This is a genomic window from Rhizobium sp. P40RR-XXII, assembly GCF_012641405.1.
Classification (GTDB): domain Bacteria; phylum Pseudomonadota; class Alphaproteobacteria; order Rhizobiales; family Rhizobiaceae; genus Rhizobium.
Genome location: NZ_JABAII010000005.1, coordinates 148,586 through 168,166 on the forward strand (window position 1 = coordinate 148,586; position 19,581 = coordinate 168,166).

Here is a 19,581-nt window from a genome sequence, read left to right on the forward strand (position 1 = left end):
AATGGCAGAACTTAAGGGCGCGTTGATCGGTTGTGGCTTCTTCGCGATCAATCAGATGCACGCGTGGCAGGACATCAAAGGTGCCAGCATCGTCGCGATCTGCGACCGCGACCCGGAGCGGCTGAAGATCGTCGGCGACCAATTCGGCATCGAGCGCCGCTATGCGGACGCCGCCGCCATGTTTGCCGATGGTGGATTCGATTTCGTCGACATCGCAACGACGGTGCAAAGCCATCGCGCTTTGGTGGAAATGGCTGCCTCCCACAAGATCCCGGCCATCTGCCAGAAGCCGTTCGCAAAGACGCTGAGCGACGCCAAGGCAATGGTCGCAGTCTGCGCGCAGGCCGGCGTGCCGCTGATGGTGCATGAAAATTTCCGCTGGCAAACACCCATACAGGCCGTCAAGACCGTCCTGCGGTCGGGTGTGATCGGCGAGCCCTTCTGGGGCCGCTTCTCGTTCCGCTCCGGCTACGACGTCTTCTCAGGTCAGCCCTATCTGGCCGCAGGCGAGCGCTTCATCATCGAGGATCTCGGCATCCACACGCTCGACATCGCCCGCTTCATCCTCGGCGACGTCGCCTCGTTGACCGCCCGCACCAAGCGGGTCAATCCGAAGATCAAGGGCGAGGATGTCGCCACGATCCTGCTCGATCACGAGAACGGCGCGACATCGATCGTCGATGTCAGTTATGCCTCCAAGCTTGCGACCGAACCCTTTCCGGAGACGCTGATCGAGCTCGACGGCGCGCGGGGTACCATTCGGCTCTCACAGGGCTATCGTCTTGAGGTCAACGGCCCGGCTGGCGTGACCATCACGGATGCCGCGCCGCAGCTTCTGCCCTGGGCCTCCCGTCCCTGGCACAATATCCAGGAGAGCGTTCTCGCGATCCAGCAGCATTGGACCGACCGCCTTGCCAATGGCGTCGAGACCTCCACGTCAGGTGCTGACAATCTCAAGACTTTCGCACTTGTCGAGGCCGCCTATGAGAGTGCGGCCAGCAAGCGTCCGGTCGATATCGGGGCGATGTTGCGATGACGACCGGGATCGATCCGTTCCAGCTCTACGGCACGCGCGAGGCTGAAACGCCGCCGGTGCGGCTGACATCGGGCAGGCTCGAGGTCGACTTCAAGGACGGTAATCTCCGGGCCATTCGTTATGACGGCGCCGAAGTCCTGCGGGCCGTTTCCTACCTGGTTCGCGACCGCGATTGGGGCACCTATGCACCGGATATCGACGACCTGCGGATCAATCAGCATCAGGATGGCTTTTTCGTCAGCTATATCGCGCGTTGCGCAGGCCCTGAAAATACCGAACTCGCAATCGACGTTCGGATAGCCGCTGAGGCTGATGAAGCCCTGACCTTCGAAGCGATAGCGCTCTCGATGACCGGCTTCGAAACCAACCGTTGCGGCTTCTGCATCCTGCATCCGATCGTCGGCGTTGCCGGCATGCCCGTATCGGTCGAGCACGTCGATGGCAGCCGAAGGAACACGCATTTCCCTGACCTTATCGAGCCCTGGCAGCCCTTTAAGGACATGCGGGCGATTACGCATAGCGTGGCGTCCAACGTGACAGCCGAGTGCCGCATGGAAGGCGACACTTTCGAAATGGAAGACCAGCGCAACTGGTCGGATGCCTCCTACAAGACCTATGTTCGCCCGCTGGCCCTGCCTTGGCCCTATCGAATTCCAGCCGGCGAGCCGATGCGGCAGCGCATCGTTCTCACCATAGGGGACATGCGACGTTCGCCACCCTCTTTTTCCCATAGTTCAGATGCAGCGATCGCGTTAAGCCCGGGAACAAAATCCGGCACCATGCCGTCCATCGGCCTTGTCGTTACACCCGAAGAAGCGGATGCGGCGCGGGCCGCGCGCGACCGGCTGGCAGAGATTGCACCGCAGGAGCTGCTCTTCCACTTCGATCCGAATGTCGGCCACGGCGCTGACGCCTTCGAACGCTTCGCCGCCGTTGCCGCGCTTCATGCCGGCAAATCGACGCTGGAAATCGCGTTGCCCTGCCGCCAGGCGCCGCTTGTCGAGGCACGGCAAATAGCAGGCTGGATGCGAGCGGCCGATTTCAAACCTGATGCGATCGTGATCTCCCCTTCGGTCGACCGACAATCGACGCCGCCGGGCAGCAAATGGCCCGAGTGCCCGCCTCTTGAGGAGATCTATGCCGCCGCGCGGGCCGCCTTCCCCGATGTGCGCCTCGGCGGCGGCATGCTGAGCTATTTCACCGAACTCAATCGCAAACGGGTGCCCGCCGACACTCTCGATTTCATCACCCATTGCACCAATCCCATCGTGCATGCGGCCGACGATCTCAGCGTCATGCAGACGCTGGAAGCACTGCCATTCATCACCCGTTCCGTGCGCGCCATCTACGGAGATAAGCCCTACCGTATCGGCCCCTCCACCATACCGATGCGGCAGAACCCCTATGGCAGCCGGACGATGGACAATCCCCACGGCCGCCGCATCGCCATGGCCAATGCCGATCCCCGGCACAATGCCCGTTTCGGAGAAGCCTTTGCGCTTGGCTACGCCGCCTGCGTCCTCGATGCCGGATTGGAATGCCTGACACTGTCGGCACTGACCGGTTCTTTCGGGCTGATTGCTGGGGAGAACGAACCATCATCGGCAGGAACCACACGACCGCTCTTCAACGTGGTCTCGACCTTGTCCCGCCTCGCGGGCCAGCAATGGCATGAGTGCCTGTCGTCCGATCCGACCGCGGTACTGGCCTTCATCACCGCGCAGTCCAACGGATCGCGGTCGCTCCATTTGGTCAACATCACACCCATCTCTCAGCTGGTGGAGCTGGGGAAACTCCGCCTCACGGAACAGACCGGAAATAACAGGCTCATGCTGGATGCCTATAGCGCTGTTTCGGCGATCTTGATGGATTGACCTTCGATCGCAGACGCGCATGTTAGTCCTAACAATCGCAATGATTTGGAGGACTGCGTGAAGACGAAGAAGCTGATCAACGAAGGTGCGGCCGCCGTGGATGAGATGCTGGCCGGGATATTGGCAGCCCATCCGCGTCATCTCCACGCCGTTGACGGTTCGCCGCGCTCGATCGTGGCGAACCATGGCCCACGAACCGGCAAGGTCGGCCTGGTCATCGGCGGCGGATCCGGGCATGAGCCGACATTTCTCGGATTCGTCGGCAAAGGGCTGGCCGATGCTGCCGCCATCGGGAACGTCTTTGCCTCGCCGCCGCCCGATCCGATCATCGAATGCGCCAAGGCCGTCGATGGCGGTGTCGGCGTGCTGTTCATGTACGGCAACTATGCCGGCGATGTGATGAACTTCGACATGGCGGCGGAAATGCTTGCCATGGACGATATAGAGGTGCGTACCGTGCTGACGACGGACGACATCGCGTCCGCACCGGTCGATCAGACGGAACGCCGCCGGGGCGTTGCCGGCAACGTCTTCATCTTCAAGGCGGCGGGTGCGGCCTGCGATCTGATGTACGGTTTCGACGAGGTCGAACGAGTGGCGCGCTGGGCGAATGAACGAACCTATACAATGGGCGTTGCGCTTTCGCCGTGCTCTCTACCACAGACACGCAAGCCGAATTTCGAGATCGGTGCCGACGAGATGGAAATCGGCATGGGCATCCACGGCGAGCCCGGCGTCGCCCGCGGACCGATGCGATCGGCGGACGAGGTGACGAACGAACTCGTCGGCAAGATCCTCGACGAGATGAAGCCGGCTCGCGGTGACCGGGTCGCCGTGCTCGTCAACTCGCTCGGCTCGACGCCGCTCATGGAGCTCTACATCATGATGCGCAAGCTCAAGGTGATGCTCGACGACGCAGGCCTTATCATCCATCTGTCGCTGGTCGGCAATTATTGCACGTCGCTGGAGATGGCCGGCGCCTCGATCACGCTCATGCATCTGGACGAGGAACTGCAGCGGCTGATCGACCATCCCTGCGATTGCGCCATGTTCCGTTCCGGCGAGGCCCTGTCATGACGACGGTTGCAACGGAAGATCTGAAGGCGCTTTTCGCGCGGATCGCCGAGGCGATGGCGCGCGAAAAGGATCGCCTCTGCGAACTGGACGGCGTCATCGGCGATGCCGATCATGGCATTGCCATGGAGCTCGGTTTTGCCGCCGCCGCCAAGGCGGTTTCGGAGCTGGATCCGATAGCTGCCGATCCGACGCTGGTCTTCAATACGGCGGCCAAATCCTTCCTCAACGCAGTCGGCGCCTCGTCGGGGCCGCTCTATGCGACTGCCTTCATGCGTGCGGGCGCGGTCGCCAAGGGGAAGACCTCGCTGAACGACGACGACATGGTCGAGATATTTTCAGCCTTTGCCAAGGGCATCCAGGACCGCGGCAAGGCCGAAGTCGGTGAAAAGACGATGGTCGATGCATGGGTGCCGGCCGCAGCGGCCTGCCGAGCCGCCCGGGATCAAGGCTTGCCGCTGGCCGCATGTCTGGCCGCCGGTCTTGAGGCTGGCGCAGCGGGAGCGGAAGCAACGAAGGGCATGATTGCCGCAAAGGGCAGATCCTCGCGCCTTGGAGAACGAGCCTTGGGCCATATCGATCCCGGAGCGGCTTCAGCGGTGGTGATCATATCCTGCTTCAAAGTCCATTTCGCGTCAGAATGATGATGATCTCATCATACCAGTTGACATGTTGGTAACGATTTGTCAAAACCGCCCTCAGCTTGTTCAGGAGGAGGACGGGAGATGGCTATCAATTTCAAATATGCGCGTTGGTTCGGTGCCGCGGCGATCGCGACCGCGGCTCTTTGGTCGACCAATGTCGCCGCGGAAGACCTGACACTATGGACACTGAACTTCGACAACGGCGCGGCGAACGGCGCGCTGAAGAAAGTGGCGAAGGACTTCGAGTCCGCCAATCCCGGCACGCACATCGAAATTGTCCAGCGTGGCGTCGATGAACACAAGACTGCCCTTCGCGTCGCGGCAGGCTCCAGCAAAGGCCCGGATATCTATTTCAGCTGGGCCGGGCTTGGCCTCGGCGGCGAATATGTGAAGGCCGGCCTGTCTCTGCCGCTCGACAAGTACTATACCCAGTACAAGTGGAACGACGAGCTGCTTCCGTCCGCCGCCGCCTTTGCCGATCTCTATCCAGGCGGCAAGCATGGTGTCCCCTTCACCTTCAAGGGCGAAGCGATCTACTACAACAAGAAGCTCTTCCAGAAGGCCGGCATCACGCAGGAGCCGAAAACCTATGAGGAGCTGCTCGCTGCGGCCGACAAGCTCAAGGCAGCCGGCATTCCGGCCTTCACCTTCGGCGGCTCGGTCAACTGGCATGTCATGCGCCTGATGGATGTGCTGCTCGAAACCAAGTGCGGCGCCGACAAGCATGACGCGCTGATGGCCATGAAGACCGACTGGACCAAGGAGCCCTGCGCGACCGACGCGTTCACCGAATTTGCCAAGTGGACGAAGGATTACACGCTGAAACCCTTCATGGGCATCAGCAACCAGCAGTCCTACACGCTGTTCGTCGCCGGCCGCGCTGCGATGATGCTTGAAGGCGACTGGCTTGTCAGTCAGCTGAGCGGCAGCAAGGTCAACCTCGACGACTACGGCCTTGTGCCGTTCCCGACGAACACCAACCGCCTCTACGGCTTTGCCGAGTACAATTACGTCAGCACCAAGAGCAAAAGCCCGGATCTCGCCGCGAAGTTCCTCGATTACTTCCTCTCGACCAAGGTGCAGCAGGACCTCGTCGGGCAGATCAGCTCGATCTCGGTCAACAAGAATGTCCAGTACACCGACCAGAAGCCGCTGGAGGCGAAGTGGCTCGATATCTTCAAGACCTATAGCAAGGTCTACATGAACGGCGACCAGGCCTTCCCGCTTGACGTCACCACCGAATATTTCCGGGTGATCAATGACGTGGCTGCCGGCAATATCCAGCCGGCCGATGCCGCCAAGCAGCTGCAGACCTTCATCTCCGGCCGCAGCTGATCGATCGAGGGAGGTCGCCGCTCCGATTGCCGATCGCGGCGGACGGCTTCCCTCACCTTATGCCCACGCGCCAGCTGCCGCCGGGAGCAATCAGAATGTCATTCCGCAATCGAACCGATGATCCCCGCGTTCAGGCAGTGATCCTGCTCGCCCCAGCCATGCTGATCTACGCGATTTTCGCGCTTTATCCGATGCTGAACGTGGTGGTGCTGAGCTTCCAGAAATGGAATGGCCTCGATCCGCAACGCCCGTTCGTCGGACTGGCAAACTATCAATATGTCTTCACGCAGGATCCCGTCTTCTGGGTCGCTTTCCGCAATACGGTGATCTGGACGATCATGTGCGTGATCTTTCCGCCCATGGTCGGCCTCTTGCTGGCGCTGAGCCTCAATCAGAAGCTTTTTGCCCGCAATACCTTTCGCGCCATCTTCTATCTGCCTGTTATCATCGCCCCGATCGCGGTCGCGACCATGTGGAAGTGGATGTACGATCCCTTCTTCGGCCTCTTCAGCGAGATCCTCACATCGATGGGGATGCAAGCCTGGATTCAGGATTGGCTCGGCGACAAGGACGTCGCGCTCTATTCGGTCTTCGTCGCTTATCTCTGGCAGTCCGTCGGCTTCTCCATGGTGCTGTTTCTCGCAGGCCTGCAGAACGTCTCGCAAACGCTCGTGGAAGCCGCGCGTATCGACGGCGCTGGGCGCTGGAACATCTTCCGCTACGTCACCCTGCCCGCGCTGCGCACGACACTGACCATCGTGCTGGTGCTCTCGGTCATCTCTTCGCTGAAGGCCTTCGACATCGTCTACGGCCTGACGGGCGGCGGACCGGCGCAATCCACACAAATGCTGGCGCTCTGGGCCTTCACGCAGGCCATGCAGATCTTCGATTTCGGCCGCGGCGCTGCGATCTCGGTCGTTCTGCTGCTCATCACCATTGCGATCGTCATTCCCTACCTGCGATGGACGCAGAAGCATGAGGAGGCCGAACAATGACCGCAGCATCGGCAACATCCATGTCGGACGACTTCGAAACCGTCGTCCCCGCCAAGCGCAAGCGGGATCCGGTGCTGATCGGCCTGTGGATCGCGCTTTTCGTCGTCGCGGCGATCTGGTTTGCGCCTTTCGTCTTCATCGTCTTCACCTCTTTGAAGACGCAAGCCGACGTGACATCGACCGGCGCCTTCATGCCGCCGCTCGATCCGGCTTTCGAAAATTATTCGAGCGCCTGGGGCCGCGGCAATTTTGCCAATGCCTTCCTGAACAGCACCATCATCACCGTCATCAAGGTGCCGCTTGGGCTCATCCTGTCGGCGATGGCGGCCTATGCGCTTGCCAAGATCCGCCTGAGGTTCGGCAAGCTGCTGCTGCTCGCCGTCGTCTTCGGCACCATGATCCCCTTTCAAGTCATGCTGGCGCCGTTGTTCACGCTGGTCAATTCGCTCGGGCTGATCGATACCTATCCGGGCGTGATCCTGCCCTATATCGCCTTCGGCGTGCCCTACCAGGTCTTCATCCTGCATGGTTTCTTCAAAGGCATTCCCAAAGAACTGTCGGAAGCAGCCCTGATCGACGGCGCAAGCCACTTCACCATCTTCCGCCGGATATTCCTGCCCGTCTGCCTGCCGGTGCTCGCGGCCCTGCTGATCCTGGATTTCGTCTCGACATGGAATGAGTTCGCCATGGCGCTCGTGCTGCTGCAGGACCAGCACATGTGGACATTGCCGCTCGGGCTCATGTCGTTCCAGGGGCAGTTTTCCAATGATTACGGACAGTTGAACGCGGCGATCGTTATGACCGTACTGCCGGCCACCATCGTTTATCTGATCTTCCAGCGCTACTTCGTCTCCGGCCTCACCTCCGGCGCGGTCAAGGGCTGAGCGGTCGCACCATCCCTACATCTTCCGAGGAGAACATCATGTCCAACGCGTCCGTCGAAAAATGGGGAGTCTTCGAAGCGGCCCTCAACGGTCCTTCAGGCGGCAATCCCTATCTCGATGTGGCATTCGATGCCGTTTTCAGCCAGAACAGCCGCGAGGTCCGCGTACCCGGCTTCTACGATGGCGACGGCGTCTATCGCGTTCGCTTCATGCCCGACAATGAAGGTGAGTGGTCGTTCCGCACCCGCTCGAAGACGTCGGAACTGGATGGCAAGACTGGTTCCTTCGTCGCGAGCAAGCCATCCGAGGGCAACCACGGCCCCGTGCATGTCCACAACAAGTTCCATTTCGCCTATGCCGACGGCAAGCCTTTTCTCTCCTTCGGCACGACCTGCTATGCCTGGACGCACCAGCCGCTCGACATGCAGGTACAGACCCTTGAGACGCTGAAAAAGTCACGCTTCAACAAGATCCGCATGGGCGTCTTCCCCAAGGACTATCCTTATAACGTCAACGAGCCGCTCTATGCCTGTTTCGAGAAGGGCACCGACGGCAAAGAGGATTTCGACAGGCCGAACCCCGTTTCCTTCCGCCATTTCGAGAGCCAAGTCGCGGCCCTTTGCCAGCTCGGCATCGAGGCCGATATCATCATGTTCCACCCCTATGATCGCTGGGGTTATTCAGACATGTCGGCCGAGCAGGATTTCCGCTACGTCGCCTATCTCGCCGCGCGCCTTGCCGCCTATCGCAATGTCTGGTGGGCGCTTGCCAACGAGTATGACTTCCTTCTCGACACCAAGCCTTTGCAGCAATGGGACCGCTATTTCCACATTCTCGAGGAGAACGATCCCTACGGCCATCTGAAATCCATCCATAACGGCGAGCCGACGATGAACTTCGATCATCGCAAGCCCTGGGTGACCCATACCTGCATCCAGAACTGGGATGTAAAGCGCACGCAGGAGTGGCGCGAGGCCTATGGCAAGCCAGTCGTCAACGACGAGCCGGAATATGAGGGCAACATCATTCAGTCCTGGGGCAACCTGACGGCTGAGGAGCTGGTGCATCGCTTCTGGATCACGATGACGCGCGGCGGCTATGCCGGCCACGGCGAAACCTATTCGCACCCGGAAGACCTGATCTGGTGGGCCAAGGGCGGCGAACTGCGCGGCGAAGCCTGGAAGCGCATCGGCTTCCTGCGCGACCTCTTGGAGCAGGACGTTGTCAACGGCCTTGAGCCGATGGCTTCGTTCGGCGAATGGCCGTGGACACGCGTTTCCGGCGCGCGCGATGGTGATGTCAGCTACATCTATCTCGGCGAGCATCAGCCGGTCATCTGGTCGACGGGCTTGCCCAAGGACGGCACGGATTATGACGTCGACATCATCGACACATGGGAGATGACGATCACACCGGCCAGGAAGGTGGAAGCGCCGATCCCGCATCCGACGCGGCACGGCGCGATCGTGCGTGGCGGCAAGGCGGATGCGGCTTTCGGCGTGGAACTGCCGGGCAAGCCATACCAGGCCCTCCGCGTCCGCAAGAAGCACTGATCGATCCTCAAGGGAAGAATGTCATGTCCGGATTGACCATCAAGAACGTCAGGAAGTCCTACGGCGCAGTAAATATCATCCATGGCGTCGACGTCGAAATCTCGGACGGCGAATTCGTCATTCTCGTCGGCCCGTCGGGCTGCGGCAAGTCAACGCTGCTGCGTATGATCGCCGGGCTCGAGGATATTACCGGCGGCGAGATCTCGATCGGCGGGCGGGTCGTCAACGACCTGCCGCCGAAAGATCGCGATATCGCCATGGTATTCCAGAACTATGCGCTTTATCCGCAGATGACGGTGGCGCAAAATATGGGCTTTGCGCTGCAGCTTGCCGGTGCAAAGCGTGCGGAAATCGACCAGAAAGTCGGCGACGCCGCCAAGATATTGGGACTGCAGCCATTGCTGGAACGCAAGCCCGCCCAGCTTTCCGGCGGCCAGCGCCAGCGTGTCGCCATGGGCCGCGCCATTGTGCGCGATCCCAAGGTTTTCTTGTTCGATGAACCGCTCTCCAATCTCGATGCCAAGCTGCGCGTGAAGATGCGCGCGGAAATCAAGGCTCTGCATCAGCGCTTGAAGACGACGATCGTCTACGTGACCCACGACCAGATTGAGGCCATGACCATGGCCGACAAGATCGTCGTTCTGCAGGGCGGCAAGGTCGAACAGGTCGGTTCGCCACTGGAACTTTACGACCGGCCAAGAAATGTCTTCGTCGCCGGCTTCCTCGGTTCGCCGGCTATGAATTTCCTCGAAGGCAAGATCACCGGCGGCGCCTCCCCAGCGCTGACGCTGGCGACCGGCACCCGCGTCGAACTCGTCAGTGCTCCGGCTCAGTCGGAGGGCCGGGAGGTCGTTCTGGGCATCCGGCCGGAAGATATCTCCTTTGCGTCAGACGACGGAGTGACAGCAACCGTGACGGTCGTGGAGCCGACAGGCTCGGAAACGCATGTCGCGCTCGATCTGGAAGGCAAGGAACTGACCTGGGTCATGCGGGAGCGCGCCGAACTCAACCCCGGCCAGAAGATTCAGATCTCCCTGAAGACACCGAACCTTCACTTCTTCGACAAGACCAGCCAGCAACGACTGTAGAGAGTGGCCGAAGTGCTGGCCGGCATGGGTCAGCTGGCGATGCGCCTCTGGGCGCCATTCATGACCAGGAAAACCCGTTTGACGAAGGCGTCGCCATCAAACTGCCGGGCAGCACCCTCGGTCGCATGATCTGGGCGATCGAATATGAAGGCTTCGATGTTGACGACAGGCAGGTTGAGGCGACTGCGCACCTGGCCGATCATCGCGGTATGCGTGATCACAAGCTGGCACCCGTTGGGCTCGAACCACTCCTGAAGCCCGGTCGTCGGGATAGTCAGCACTGTCAGTCCCTGTTGCGACAGAACCGTACCGATGCGGGACGCAACCTGCTGATTGTCGAGACAGATCAGCACATCGGATTGTGAAGGGGACGGCGCTTGGTTAGCCAGCATCAAGAGACCTCTCGTTCAAACACGAGCGGAATATAATGATTCGCGGCGTAACGGGGTGTTATTAGTTGTTACATTTTGTTTCAGGATTACGAACCGCTAGACCGGCACGCGAGCGCGGCGGCTATGCCGCAGATCGATAGCCGTGTGCCAGACGATCGTCGCAAAGATGATCGCCCCGCCGACGAAGGTAGCGACCGGCGGCATCTCGGAAAAAAACAGCCAGACCCAGAACGGCGTCAATACGATCTCCATCGAGCTGATGAGCGCGGCGTCGGCGGCAGGCATCTTTCTTGATCCGAAAAGGAAAAGGACGAAGGCCAGCGCGAAATTCGTCGCCCCGAAAGCCGCGAGCAAAAGCCAGTTTTGAACGTCCACCGAGCCTGTAGACGCAAAGGGCACGAAGACGACGAAGGTCAGAAGCCCGCTGACAACGCTCGACGGCAGGATCGGGATAGCGGGATCCATGCGCGGGATAACGATGATCAGCGCGAAGGTGACCGTCATGCCGAGTGCGAGCAGATCACCAATACCCGTGCCGCCGCCGATCGACGACGCCACGATGACAGCGACGCCGATGAGGCAGACGCCGCCGGCGATCAAGGTCCGCTTTGCTACGCGCTCCTTGAGCATGGTCCAGCTGAGAAACGCCGCGATGAACGGCGCCGTCGCGTAGATCATCGTTACGTTCGCGACCGTGGTCGTGTAGAGCGCGCCGATGAAGCAGGCCTGGCTGATCGTCTGGCAGGCCAGCATCGCCAGCCCGGCAGGATGAAAAATCGATGCCCATTGCCGACGCGAAAACCCACCTTCGAGGAAAAAGCTGGGGATCAGCAGGAACAGGCCGCCGAACAGCGATCGCCAGGCGATCGCCGTCCATATGTCCGTGGTCAGAAGGCGCGCATAGATGCCGCTGCAGCTCCACGCAAGCATTGCGGTGGCCACGAGTATGACGCCCCTCTCATAATCGCTGGCAAAAGCGGAGCGGGTCGGAAACTGGAATGTCATGTATGGACTCAAAGAATGAGCAGAAGGAACATGACCTGTGTGCGCCGATATTTGACATCAGGCAAACGAATAGTAGAGATAGTAGCTATCAGAAATATTTGTGACGTGTCATGCGCGACCCCATCGAAAGCGACCTGCTGCGGACGTTTCTCGTCATCACCGAGACATCCAACTTTTCCACGGCCGCTCAAAGGATCGGCCGCACGCAATCGGCCGTCAGCGCGCAGATCAAGCGGCTGGAGGAGACGATAGGCGAAACGCTCTTCGAAAGAAGCGCACGGGGAGCGATGCTGACCCGCGCCGGCACTCAACTGCTTCCCTATGCGCAACGCGTGATCGAGCTCCTCAACGAGGCGGCGGCGAATATCCGCACCAAGCCTCTGGACGGCCCTGTCCGGATCGGGATTCCGGAAGAATACAGCCAGACTGTGTTGCCGGCGGCGCTGGCCGCTTTCGCTATCCGGCATCCGGCCGTCGAAGTCACCGTTTCATGCGATTACACGGCACATAACCTGGCCGCGCTGGAAAAAGACGAGCTGGACCTCGCCGTCGTCTTCGATTGGAACAACCAGAGCAAAGGTGAGGTTCTCTGTATCGACCCGACTGTCTGGGTGACATCGTTGGTCCATCGTGTGCATGAGGCGACACCCCTGCCCATCGCTGTCTATCGGGATTCGACATGGTGCCGCGATTTCGCTCTGAAATCATTGGAGCAAATCGGGCGGCGCTATCGTATCGCCTTCATTGCCGACACGAGTTCCGGCTTGAAGAACGCCGTGTCCGCCGGGCTTGCCGTAACGACGCTGTCGCGCAGCAACATTCCACATGGCTGCCGGGAGCTGACGGGCGATGACGGTTTCCCGCCGGTCGATTCTTCCCGCGTCGTGCTTCGCCGCAACCCCTATCATTCGAGCGAGGCGATCCGCGAATTGGCCGAGATGGTACGCGAGGCCTTCCAGCCTATGTCGACTCTCCTGCAGGCGTAGTGCGGCGGCACAAGCGGCGACGCGTGCCAGATGGGCTTTCCGAAAAGCTGGCACGATAGCTGCGGGAAAATGCCGATGCCGAATTGAAGCCGGTCGCATCGGCAATCTCGGCAAAGGAGGCTTTCGTCTCGATGACCTTGCGCCGGGCCGCATTGAGCCTGAGCGCCAGGTAATGCACATGCGGCGGCGCACCGATGCTCTCCTGGAAGAGCGCTTGCAGATGGCGTGCGCTGACGCCGATGCGACGGGCAAGACGCGTGAGCACCAGCGGCTGCTCTATATGATCCTCCATCAGGCGAATGGCTTGAGCAACCCGCGGATCCCGCATGCGCAGGCCGGCCGTCGATGGCGAAAGTTCCGCCGCGCTTTGCGGGCTTGCCGGCTCGTAGATGAACAGGCGGCTCACTTCCAGCGCCAACGAATAGCCCTGCCGCCGCCGGATGATCTCGAGCATGAGATCGACCGTCGGCAGCGAACCGGCGGTGGTGATCCGCTTGCCGTCGATCACGTAGCGATCCCTGACGGCGCGCACCTGCGGATAGGCGAGCGCGAAATCGTCGTAGTCCTCCCAGTGGACGGCGGCCGAGACATTGTCGAGCAGGCTTGCTTCAGCAAGCAGCCAGGTGCCGGATTCGATGCCGGCGACCATCGACCGGTGACGCGCGGACTGCGACAGCTGCATCTTCAACGCCTGCGTCGCGCTTCGTCGCCAATTGTAGCTCCCAAGCACGAAAAGCGGCGCCGTATCCGAGGTCGGCCGGAAGCTGGAACATGCAGGCACCGGGATGAGGCTGGTCGTTTCCGCCGGCGATCCATCCGGCGTGAAGAGGCGCCAGCGATAAAGCTCCGCTCCGGAAATGCGGTTGGCCCCACGCAGCGGCTCGATAACCGAAGCGATCAAAATCAGGTTCGTCTCCGGAAGGATCAAAAGGTCGATGTCGAGTGTCTCATTGGCCGATGTCCGCATGCAGCATTCCTTCGATCGTTCTGAAACTGTATCGAATTCTTCCGATAATGCAAAGCATGACAGCCTCTCATGGCTCGTAATGTCCTCAATACGAGGGAGAACAAAAATGCCTCTTGCGATGAACCGCGATGTCTTCATCACCTGTGCTGTGACCGGCGCCGGCGATACGGTTTCGAAATCCAGCCATGTTCCGATCACTCCCAAGCAGATCGCGGACTCCGCGATCGACGCCGCCAAGGCTGGGGCGGCAGTGGTCCACTGCCATGTCCGCGATCCGGAAACGGGCGCTGCCAGCCGCCGCAACGAACTCTATAGGGAAGTCACGGACCGCATCCGTTCGGCCGATGTCGATGTGGTGCTCAATCTGACCGCCGGCATGGGCGGCGACCTGATTTTCGGCGATGTTGAACGTCCCTTGCCCCTGAACGACAGGGGTACCGACATGGCCGGCGCCACGGAGCGCGTCAGCCATGTTGCCGAATGCCTGCCGGAGATCTGTACGCTCGATTGCGGCACGATGAATTTCAGTCTCGGCGACTATGTCATGACCAACACGCCCTCGATGCTGCGGGCGATGGCGAAGAAGATGACCGACCTCGGCGTTCGCCCCGAAATCGAGGCTTTCGACACCGGTCATCTCTGGTTTGCCAAACAGCTTGCCGAGGAAGGTTTGATTGAGGACCCAGTCCTCATCCAGCTCTGCATGGGCATCCCCTGGGGGGCGCCCGATGACCTCAACACCTTTATGGCGATGGTCAATAACGTTCCCAAAAGCTGGACCTTCTCGGCCTTTTCCATCGGCCGCAACGCCATGGCCTATCCGGCGGCCGCGATCCTTGCCGGCGGCAATGTCCGCGTCGGGCTGGAAGACAATCTCTATGCCGGAAAGGGGATGCTTGCGACCAATGCGCAGCTCGTCGAAAAGGCGGTGCAGGTGGTGGGAGGCATGGGTGCACGCATCATCGGCCCCGAAGATGTCCGCAAGAAACTGAAACTGACGAAGCGCTGAGGCCGCGATGACCAAGATCAACAAGGCGGCCTGCATCGGCGGCGGCGTCATCGGCGGCGGATGGATTGCCCGTTTCCTGCTGGCGGGCATCGATGTCGATGTCTACGACCCGCATCCGGAAGCAACACGCATCGTCGGCGAAGTCATTGATAATGCAGAAAAAGCCTATGCGATGCTGACCGGTGCGCCGCTTCCGCCACGCGGCAAGCTTACATTCAGTGACAAGCTGGAAGCAGCCGTCGATGGCGCCGACTGGATCCAGGAAAGCGTGCCGGAGCGGCTGGATCTCAAGCGCAATGTGCTGACGCAGATCGATGCGGTCGCGCGGCCGGATGCGCTCATCGGCTCATCGACTTCGGGGCTGCTGCCATCAGATCTGCAGCGCGACATGCGCCATCCCGAGCGCCTTTTCGTGGCTCATCCCTATAATCCGGTCTACCTGCTGCCGCTCGTCGAGATCGTCGGTGGCGAAAAGACCAGCGCTGCCACGATCCAGGCTGCGATGGAACGGCTGCCGCCGATCGGCATGAAGGGTGTGCATATCGCCAGGGAGATCGAGGCTTTCGTCGGCGACCGCCTGCTGGAAGCGCTCTGGCGCGAGGCGCTATGGCTGATCAAGGACGATATCTGCACCGTCGAGACACTTGACGATGTCATCCGCTATTCCTTCGGCCTGCGCTGGGCACAGATGGGCCTGTTCCAGACCTATCGCATTGCCGGCGGCGAAGCGGGCATGCGTCACTTCCTGGCGCAGTTCGGTCCCGCCCTACAATGGAACTGGACGAAGCTGATGGATGTCGTCGATCTCGACGATGCCCTTGTCGAAAAGATCGGCCAGCAGTCGGACGAACAGGCGGATGGCCTGTCGATCCGCGAACTCGAGCGTATCCGCGACGAAAATCTCGTCGGCATCCTCCAGAGCCTGAAGGGAAGCCATGGTGGCAAGGGCTGGGGCGCCGGCAAGCTGCTGAAGGATTTCGAGCAGCAGCTTTGGGCCGCCGGCGGCGGAGAGAAGCGGGAGCTCGACGTTACAAAACCGCTGCGCCTGATCGATACCAAGGTCAGCCCGGCCTGGGTCGACTATAACGGCCATATGACCGAACATCGCTATCTGCAGGTTTTCGGCGACACATCGGACGCGCTACTGCGCCTGATCGGCGTCGATCTCGACTATGTCGAGCGCGGCCGCAGCTACTATACGGTGGAGACCCATATCCGCCATCTCGGCGAGGCCAAGCTCGGACAGGCCATCCATTCGACGGCGCAGATCCTCGCATCCGATGAAAAGCGGCTGCATGTCTTCCATGCGCTGCACGAGAGCGCGAGCGGCGAGGTGATCGCCACGGCGGAACAGATGCTGCTGCATGTGGATGCCAAGGCAGGCAAGGCTGTCGCCGCACCGGAGGAGGTGCTGGCGAAGCTAAGGCCGATGTCCGCCGCGCATGCGGACTTGCCGGTGCCGGAGGGCGCGGGCCGTCACGTGGGACAAAAACGCTAGGAGGAGGCGATCGTGAATTTCGGACTCAGCGAAGAACAGGAGATGATCGTCAAGACGGTCAGGGACTTCGTGGAGACGGAGATCTATCCGCACGAAAACGAGGTTGAGCGCACCGGCCTCGTGCCGCCTGAAATCGGCGACGAGATCCGGCGCAAATGTATCGAGCTCGGCTTTTATGCCTGCAATTTCCCCGAGGAAATCGGCGGCGCCGGCCTCGATCACCTGACCTTCACCCTCGTCGAGCGCGAGCTTGGTCGTGGTTCCCTTGGCCTCACCGTCTTCTTCGGCCGCCCATCCGGCATTCTGATGGCCTGCGAGGGCGAGCAGCGCGAGCGCTATCTCCTGCCGGCGGTGCGCGGCGAAAAAGTGGATGCGCTCGCAATCACCGAACCGGACGCCGGCTCCGACATGCGCGGCATGAAATGCGCAGCACGGCAGGATGGTGATGATTTCGTGCTCAACGGCACGAAGCATTTCATCTCGCACGCCGATGTCGCGGATTTCGTCATCGTTTTTGCCGCCACCGGCGAGGAGGAGACGCATAGGGGCGTCAAGAAGAAGATCACCGCTTTCCTGGTCGATCGTGGCACGCCGGGCTTCGAGATCCTCAGAGGTTATGACTCGGTTTCCCACCGCGGCTACCACAATTCCATCTTGAACTTCACCGATTGCCGCCTCTCCAAATCGCAGGTGCTGGGCGAGGTGCATCGCGGCTTCGATCTTGCCAACCAGTGGCTCTACGGGACGCGCCTGACGGTGGCCGCGACCTGTGTCGGCCGGGCTCGCCGCACCTTCGACCTCGCCCTGCCCTATGCCGCCGAGCGCAAGCAATTCGGCAAGCCGATCGGCGCCAATCAAGGCGTGTCGTTCAAGCTTGCCGATATGATCACCGAGATCGACGCCGCCGACCTCCTGACGCTGTCGGCCGCCTGGAAGCTCGATGCCGGCATCCCGGCCAATCGCGAGATCGCCTCGGCGAAGCTCTATGCCTCGGAAATGCTCGCCCGCGTCACCGACGAGGCGATCCAGATCTTCGGCGGCATGGGACTGATGGACGACCTGCCGCTCGCCCGCTTCTGGCGCGATGCCCGCGTCGAGCGCATCTGGGACGGCACTTCGGAAATCCAGCGGCACATCATCAGCCGCGACCTGCTTCGGCCGTTCGGAGCATGAACCCATGACACAGCGCTCGCTCGACCGCCTGATCCGACCCGGAACGATCGCCGTCTTCGGCGGTAGAGAGGCGCGGCGCGTCATCGAGCAATGCGACCGTATGGGGTTTGCCGGCGAGATCTGGCCGGTGCATCCGACACAGGAAAGCGTGCTCGGCCGCCGCTGTTATCGGTCGGTCGCCGAGTTGCCTGATGCGCCGGACGCAGCCTTCGTCGGCGTCAACCGCACGCTGACCATCGATATCGTCCGTGATCTAGCAGCCAGAGGCGCCGGCGGCGCCGTCTGCTACGCCTCCGGCTTCAGCGAAGCGGTTGCCGAACTGGCTGATGGGGCGGATCTGCAGCGCTTTCTCGTCGAAGCGGCGGGCGCCATGCCGATCGTCGGGCCGAATTGCTACGGCATGATCAACGGCCTGGACGGTGCCCTGCTCTGGCCGGATCAGCATGGCGTCGTGCGCAGCGAGCGCGGCGTTGCCATCCTTACCCAATCCTCCAATATCGCCATCAATTTGAGCATGCAGAGGCGCGGCCTGCCCATCAGCTATCTGATGACGGCAGGCAATCAGGCGCAGACGGGCCTATCGAATCTCGCCCATGCTGTCCTGGAAGACCCGCGCGTCACGGCGGTCGGCCTGCATATCGAAGGCTTCGGTGACATCCGGGCTCTGGAGGCACTTGCAAAACGCGCCCGAGAGCTGAAGAAGCCTGTCATAGCGTTGAAGGTCGGCAAATCCGAGCAGGCGCAGCGTGCCACCGTTTCGCACACGGCCTCGCTCGCCGGCAGTGATGCGGTGGCCAGCGCCGTTCTCGATCGCCTCGGCATCGGTCGTGTCGCGACGCTGCCGGAACTCATCGAAACGCTGAAACTCCTGCATGTCGCGGGTCCGCTCGACAGCAATGCGATCTCCTCGATGAGCTGTTCGGGCGGCGAGGCATCGCTGATGGCCGATGCCGCCGTCGGCCGCGATGTCGCGTTCCGCGCCTTGAAAGCCGAACAGCTGCCCGCCCTGCGCGCGAGCCTCGGCCAGATGGTGACGCTTGCCAATCCGCTCGACTACCACACCTTCGTCTGGGGCGATCTTGCGCGGCAGACGGAGGCTTTCAGCGCCATGTTCGCCGGCGGCTATGCCCTCAATCTCCTCGTACTCGACTTCCCGCGAGAGGACCGCTGTGACGGCGCCGATTGGATGATCACCGTTTCGGCCGTTGCTGCCGCCGCAAAACAAACCGGTGCGCGCGCCGGCATCCTGGCGACGCTGCCCGAAAACATGCCGGAGGCAATCGCGCAGCAACTGATCGAGGCCGGCATCGTGCCGCTTTGCGGCATCAGCGAGGCGCTGGCGGCAGTCGACATTGCCAGCCGGATCGCTCATGCCTGGAAGCGACCGCAACCCTTGCCGCTTCTCAGCACGGCGGCCAACTCGGGCGAAATCGAGACCCTGAGCGAGGCAGCCGCCAAGGCCGAACTTGCAGCCGCAGGCCTTGCGGTGCCGCGCGGCAAGACTGCCATGACGGCAAGCGATGCAGCCAATTGTGCGGAGCAACTCGGATTCCCCGTCGCACTCAAGGCGCTTGGCATAGAACACAAATCCGATGTCGGCGCCGTCAAGCTCAACCTATGGGATAGGAATGCTGTCAGAGACGCGGCCGAAGGCATGGCTTCTGTCGCACGTGGCTTCCTCGTCGAAAAGATGATCGACCGTCCGCTCGCGGAACTGATCGTTGGCGCAGCCCGTGATCCGGTCGTCGGCCTCACCCTGACAGTCGGTGCCGGCGGAATCCTGGTGGAACTACTTGAAGATTCCGTCGTTTTGCCGCTTCCGGTGACGAAAGCCGAGGTCTTGGAGCGGATTTCGCGGCTGAAGGTCCGGAAATTGATCGAAGGCTATCGCGGGAATCCCGGAAGCAGCCTCGAAATCGTTGCCGACGCCGTCCTATCAGCGGCAGAATATGTCGTAAAGAACGCCGCACAGCTTGAAGAACTGGACATTAATCCATTGATGGTCCTATCAGAATCTCGCGGCGTCATCGCCGCGGATGCTCTCATCCGGCGAAGGAGGTAGCAGAAG

17 protein-coding genes are annotated in these 19,581 nt (G+C 61.2%); 14 read left to right on the forward strand and 3 right to left on the reverse strand.

Features of this window, described 5'->3' with window-relative positions; translation table 11 throughout:
* The first annotated feature begins 1 nt into the window (after window position 1).
* The 9 genes from HGP16_RS11825 (at window position 2) to HGP16_RS11865 (ending at window position 10,483) form a co-directional block, all read left to right on the forward strand.
* The gene (locus tag HGP16_RS11825) at window positions 2–1,036 is read left to right on the forward strand and encodes a Gfo/Idh/MocA family protein (RefSeq protein ID WP_168840198.1); all 1,035 of its coding nucleotides are present in this window, start codon (window positions 2–4) and stop codon (window positions 1,034–1,036) included.
* Window positions 1,033–2,910, forward strand: coding sequence for a hypothetical protein (locus HGP16_RS11830; RefSeq protein WP_168840199.1), 1,878 nt, complete (start codon window positions 1,033–1,035; stop codon window positions 2,908–2,910). Before HGP16_RS11825 ends, HGP16_RS11830 begins: the two co-directional genes overlap by 4 nt.
* Before the next feature lie 57 nt (window positions 2,911–2,967).
* Entirely contained in the window at window positions 2,968–3,987 is a 1,020-nt protein-coding gene (locus HGP16_RS11835; RefSeq protein ID WP_168840200.1) for a dihydroxyacetone kinase subunit DhaK, read from the forward strand.
* The gene (dhaL, locus tag HGP16_RS11840) at window positions 3,984–4,628 is read left to right on the forward strand and encodes a dihydroxyacetone kinase subunit DhaL (RefSeq protein WP_168840201.1); all 645 of its coding nucleotides are present in this window, start codon (window positions 3,984–3,986) and stop codon (window positions 4,626–4,628) included. The genes HGP16_RS11835 and dhaL overlap by 4 nt, the downstream gene beginning before the upstream one ends.
* An 81-nt stretch (window positions 4,629–4,709) precedes the next feature.
* Complete coding sequence (locus HGP16_RS11845; RefSeq protein WP_168840202.1) at window positions 4,710–5,963, forward strand: extracellular solute-binding protein; 1,254 nt, start codon at window positions 4,710–4,712, stop codon at window positions 5,961–5,963.
* A gap of 95 nt (window positions 5,964–6,058) precedes the next feature.
* A complete protein-coding gene (locus HGP16_RS11850) occupies window positions 6,059–6,958 on the forward strand; it encodes a carbohydrate ABC transporter permease (protein ID WP_168840203.1) in 900 nt (299 codons plus the stop codon).
* Window positions 6,955–7,842, forward strand: a complete 888-nt coding sequence (locus HGP16_RS11855) for a carbohydrate ABC transporter permease (protein ID WP_168840204.1) — start codon at window positions 6,955–6,957, stop codon at window positions 7,840–7,842. Before HGP16_RS11850 ends, HGP16_RS11855 begins: the two co-directional genes overlap by 4 nt.
* 38 nt (window positions 7,843–7,880) lie before the next feature.
* Window positions 7,881–9,395 (forward strand): DUF5060 domain-containing protein, encoded by a 1,515-nt coding sequence (locus tag HGP16_RS11860; RefSeq protein WP_168840205.1) that lies wholly within the window; start codon window positions 7,881–7,883, stop codon window positions 9,393–9,395.
* A gap of 23 nt (window positions 9,396–9,418) precedes the next feature.
* On the forward strand, window positions 9,419–10,483 hold the full coding sequence (locus HGP16_RS11865) for an ABC transporter ATP-binding protein (protein WP_168840206.1): 1,065 nt from the start codon (window positions 9,419–9,421) through the stop codon (window positions 10,481–10,483).
* Window positions 10,484–10,512: 29 nt separating this feature from the next.
* Here the strand turns inward: HGP16_RS11865 and HGP16_RS11870 are convergent, their stop codons facing one another.
* The gene (locus HGP16_RS11870) at window positions 10,513–10,875 is read right to left on the reverse strand and encodes a hypothetical protein (protein WP_168840207.1); all 363 of its coding nucleotides are present in this window, start codon (window positions 10,873–10,875) and stop codon (window positions 10,513–10,515) included.
* Window positions 10,876–10,971: 96 nt separating this feature from the next.
* Window positions 10,972–11,880, reverse strand: coding sequence for a DMT family transporter (locus HGP16_RS11875; protein WP_168840208.1), 909 nt, complete (start codon window positions 11,878–11,880; stop codon window positions 10,972–10,974).
* 110 nt (window positions 11,881–11,990) lie between these two features.
* On the opposite strand from HGP16_RS11875, the gene HGP16_RS11880 reads away from it, so the two are divergent.
* Window positions 11,991–12,866, forward strand: coding sequence for a LysR substrate-binding domain-containing protein (locus HGP16_RS11880; RefSeq protein ID WP_168840209.1), 876 nt, complete (start codon window positions 11,991–11,993; stop codon window positions 12,864–12,866).
* Here the strand turns inward: HGP16_RS11880 and HGP16_RS11885 are convergent.
* Window positions 12,841–13,833 carry a GlxA family transcriptional regulator gene (locus HGP16_RS11885; RefSeq protein ID WP_168840210.1) on the reverse strand — a complete coding sequence of 331 codons (993 nt, stop codon included), beginning with the start codon at window positions 13,831–13,833 and terminating at the stop codon, window positions 12,841–12,843. The two genes, HGP16_RS11880 and HGP16_RS11885, sit on opposite strands and share 26 nt — an antisense overlap.
* A gap of 106 nt (window positions 13,834–13,939) precedes the next feature.
* Between HGP16_RS11885 and HGP16_RS11890 the strand changes: the two genes are divergently transcribed.
* Genes HGP16_RS11890 through HGP16_RS11905 form a run of 4 tightly spaced genes read left to right on the forward strand, consistent with a single transcriptional unit; the run spans window position 13,940 to window position 19,575 of the window.
* The gene (locus HGP16_RS11890; RefSeq protein WP_168840211.1) at window positions 13,940–14,842 is read left to right on the forward strand and encodes a 3-keto-5-aminohexanoate cleavage protein; all 903 of its coding nucleotides are present in this window, start codon (window positions 13,940–13,942) and stop codon (window positions 14,840–14,842) included.
* 7 nt (window positions 14,843–14,849) lie between these two features.
* Window positions 14,850–16,340, forward strand: coding sequence for a carnitine 3-dehydrogenase (locus HGP16_RS11895; protein ID WP_168840212.1), 1,491 nt, complete (start codon window positions 14,850–14,852; stop codon window positions 16,338–16,340).
* Window positions 16,341–16,352: 12 nt separating this feature from the next.
* A complete protein-coding gene (locus HGP16_RS11900; protein WP_168840213.1) occupies window positions 16,353–17,513 on the forward strand; it encodes an acyl-CoA dehydrogenase family protein in 1,161 nt (386 codons plus the stop codon).
* A gap of 4 nt (window positions 17,514–17,517) precedes the next feature.
* On the forward strand, window positions 17,518–19,575 hold the full coding sequence (locus HGP16_RS11905; RefSeq protein WP_168840214.1) for an acetate--CoA ligase family protein: 2,058 nt from the start codon (window positions 17,518–17,520) through the stop codon (window positions 19,573–19,575).
* The last annotated feature ends 6 nt before the right edge of the window (window positions 19,576–19,581 follow it).

What these genes read in the sequence shown, in the direction of transcription:
- HGP16_RS11825 (WP_168840198.1), top strand. Translation starts at nt 2, where the DNA reads ATGGCAGAACTTAAGGGCGCGTTGATCGGTTGTGGCTTCTTCGCGATC.
- HGP16_RS11830 (WP_168840199.1), top strand. Translation starts at nt 1,033, where the DNA reads ATGACGACCGGGATCGATCCGTTCCAGCTCTACGGCACGCGCGAGGCT.
- dhaL (WP_168840201.1), top strand. Translation starts at nt 3,984, where the DNA reads ATGACGACGGTTGCAACGGAAGATCTGAAGGCGCTTTTCGCGCGGATC.
- HGP16_RS11845 (WP_168840202.1), top strand. Translation starts at nt 4,710, where the DNA reads ATGGCTATCAATTTCAAATATGCGCGTTGGTTCGGTGCCGCGGCGATC.
- HGP16_RS11850 (WP_168840203.1), top strand. Translation starts at nt 6,059, where the DNA reads ATGTCATTCCGCAATCGAACCGATGATCCCCGCGTTCAGGCAGTGATC.
- HGP16_RS11855 (WP_168840204.1), top strand. Translation starts at nt 6,955, where the DNA reads ATGACCGCAGCATCGGCAACATCCATGTCGGACGACTTCGAAACCGTC.
- HGP16_RS11860 (WP_168840205.1), top strand. Translation starts at nt 7,881, where the DNA reads ATGTCCAACGCGTCCGTCGAAAAATGGGGAGTCTTCGAAGCGGCCCTC.
- HGP16_RS11865 (WP_168840206.1), top strand. Translation starts at nt 9,419, where the DNA reads ATGTCCGGATTGACCATCAAGAACGTCAGGAAGTCCTACGGCGCAGTA.
- HGP16_RS11870 (WP_168840207.1), bottom strand. Translation starts at nt 10,875, where the DNA reads ATGCTGGCTAACCAAGCGCCGTCCCCTTCACAATCCGATGTGCTGATC.
- HGP16_RS11875 (WP_168840208.1), bottom strand. Translation starts at nt 11,880, where the DNA reads ATGACATTCCAGTTTCCGACCCGCTCCGCTTTTGCCAGCGATTATGAG.
- HGP16_RS11880 (WP_168840209.1), top strand. Translation starts at nt 11,991, where the DNA reads ATGCGCGACCCCATCGAAAGCGACCTGCTGCGGACGTTTCTCGTCATC.
- HGP16_RS11885 (WP_168840210.1), bottom strand. Translation starts at nt 13,833, where the DNA reads ATGCGGACATCGGCCAATGAGACACTCGACATCGACCTTTTGATCCTT.
- HGP16_RS11890 (WP_168840211.1), top strand. Translation starts at nt 13,940, where the DNA reads ATGCCTCTTGCGATGAACCGCGATGTCTTCATCACCTGTGCTGTGACC.
- HGP16_RS11895 (WP_168840212.1), top strand. Translation starts at nt 14,850, where the DNA reads ATGACCAAGATCAACAAGGCGGCCTGCATCGGCGGCGGCGTCATCGGC.
- HGP16_RS11905 (WP_168840214.1), top strand. Translation starts at nt 17,518, where the DNA reads ATGACACAGCGCTCGCTCGACCGCCTGATCCGACCCGGAACGATCGCC.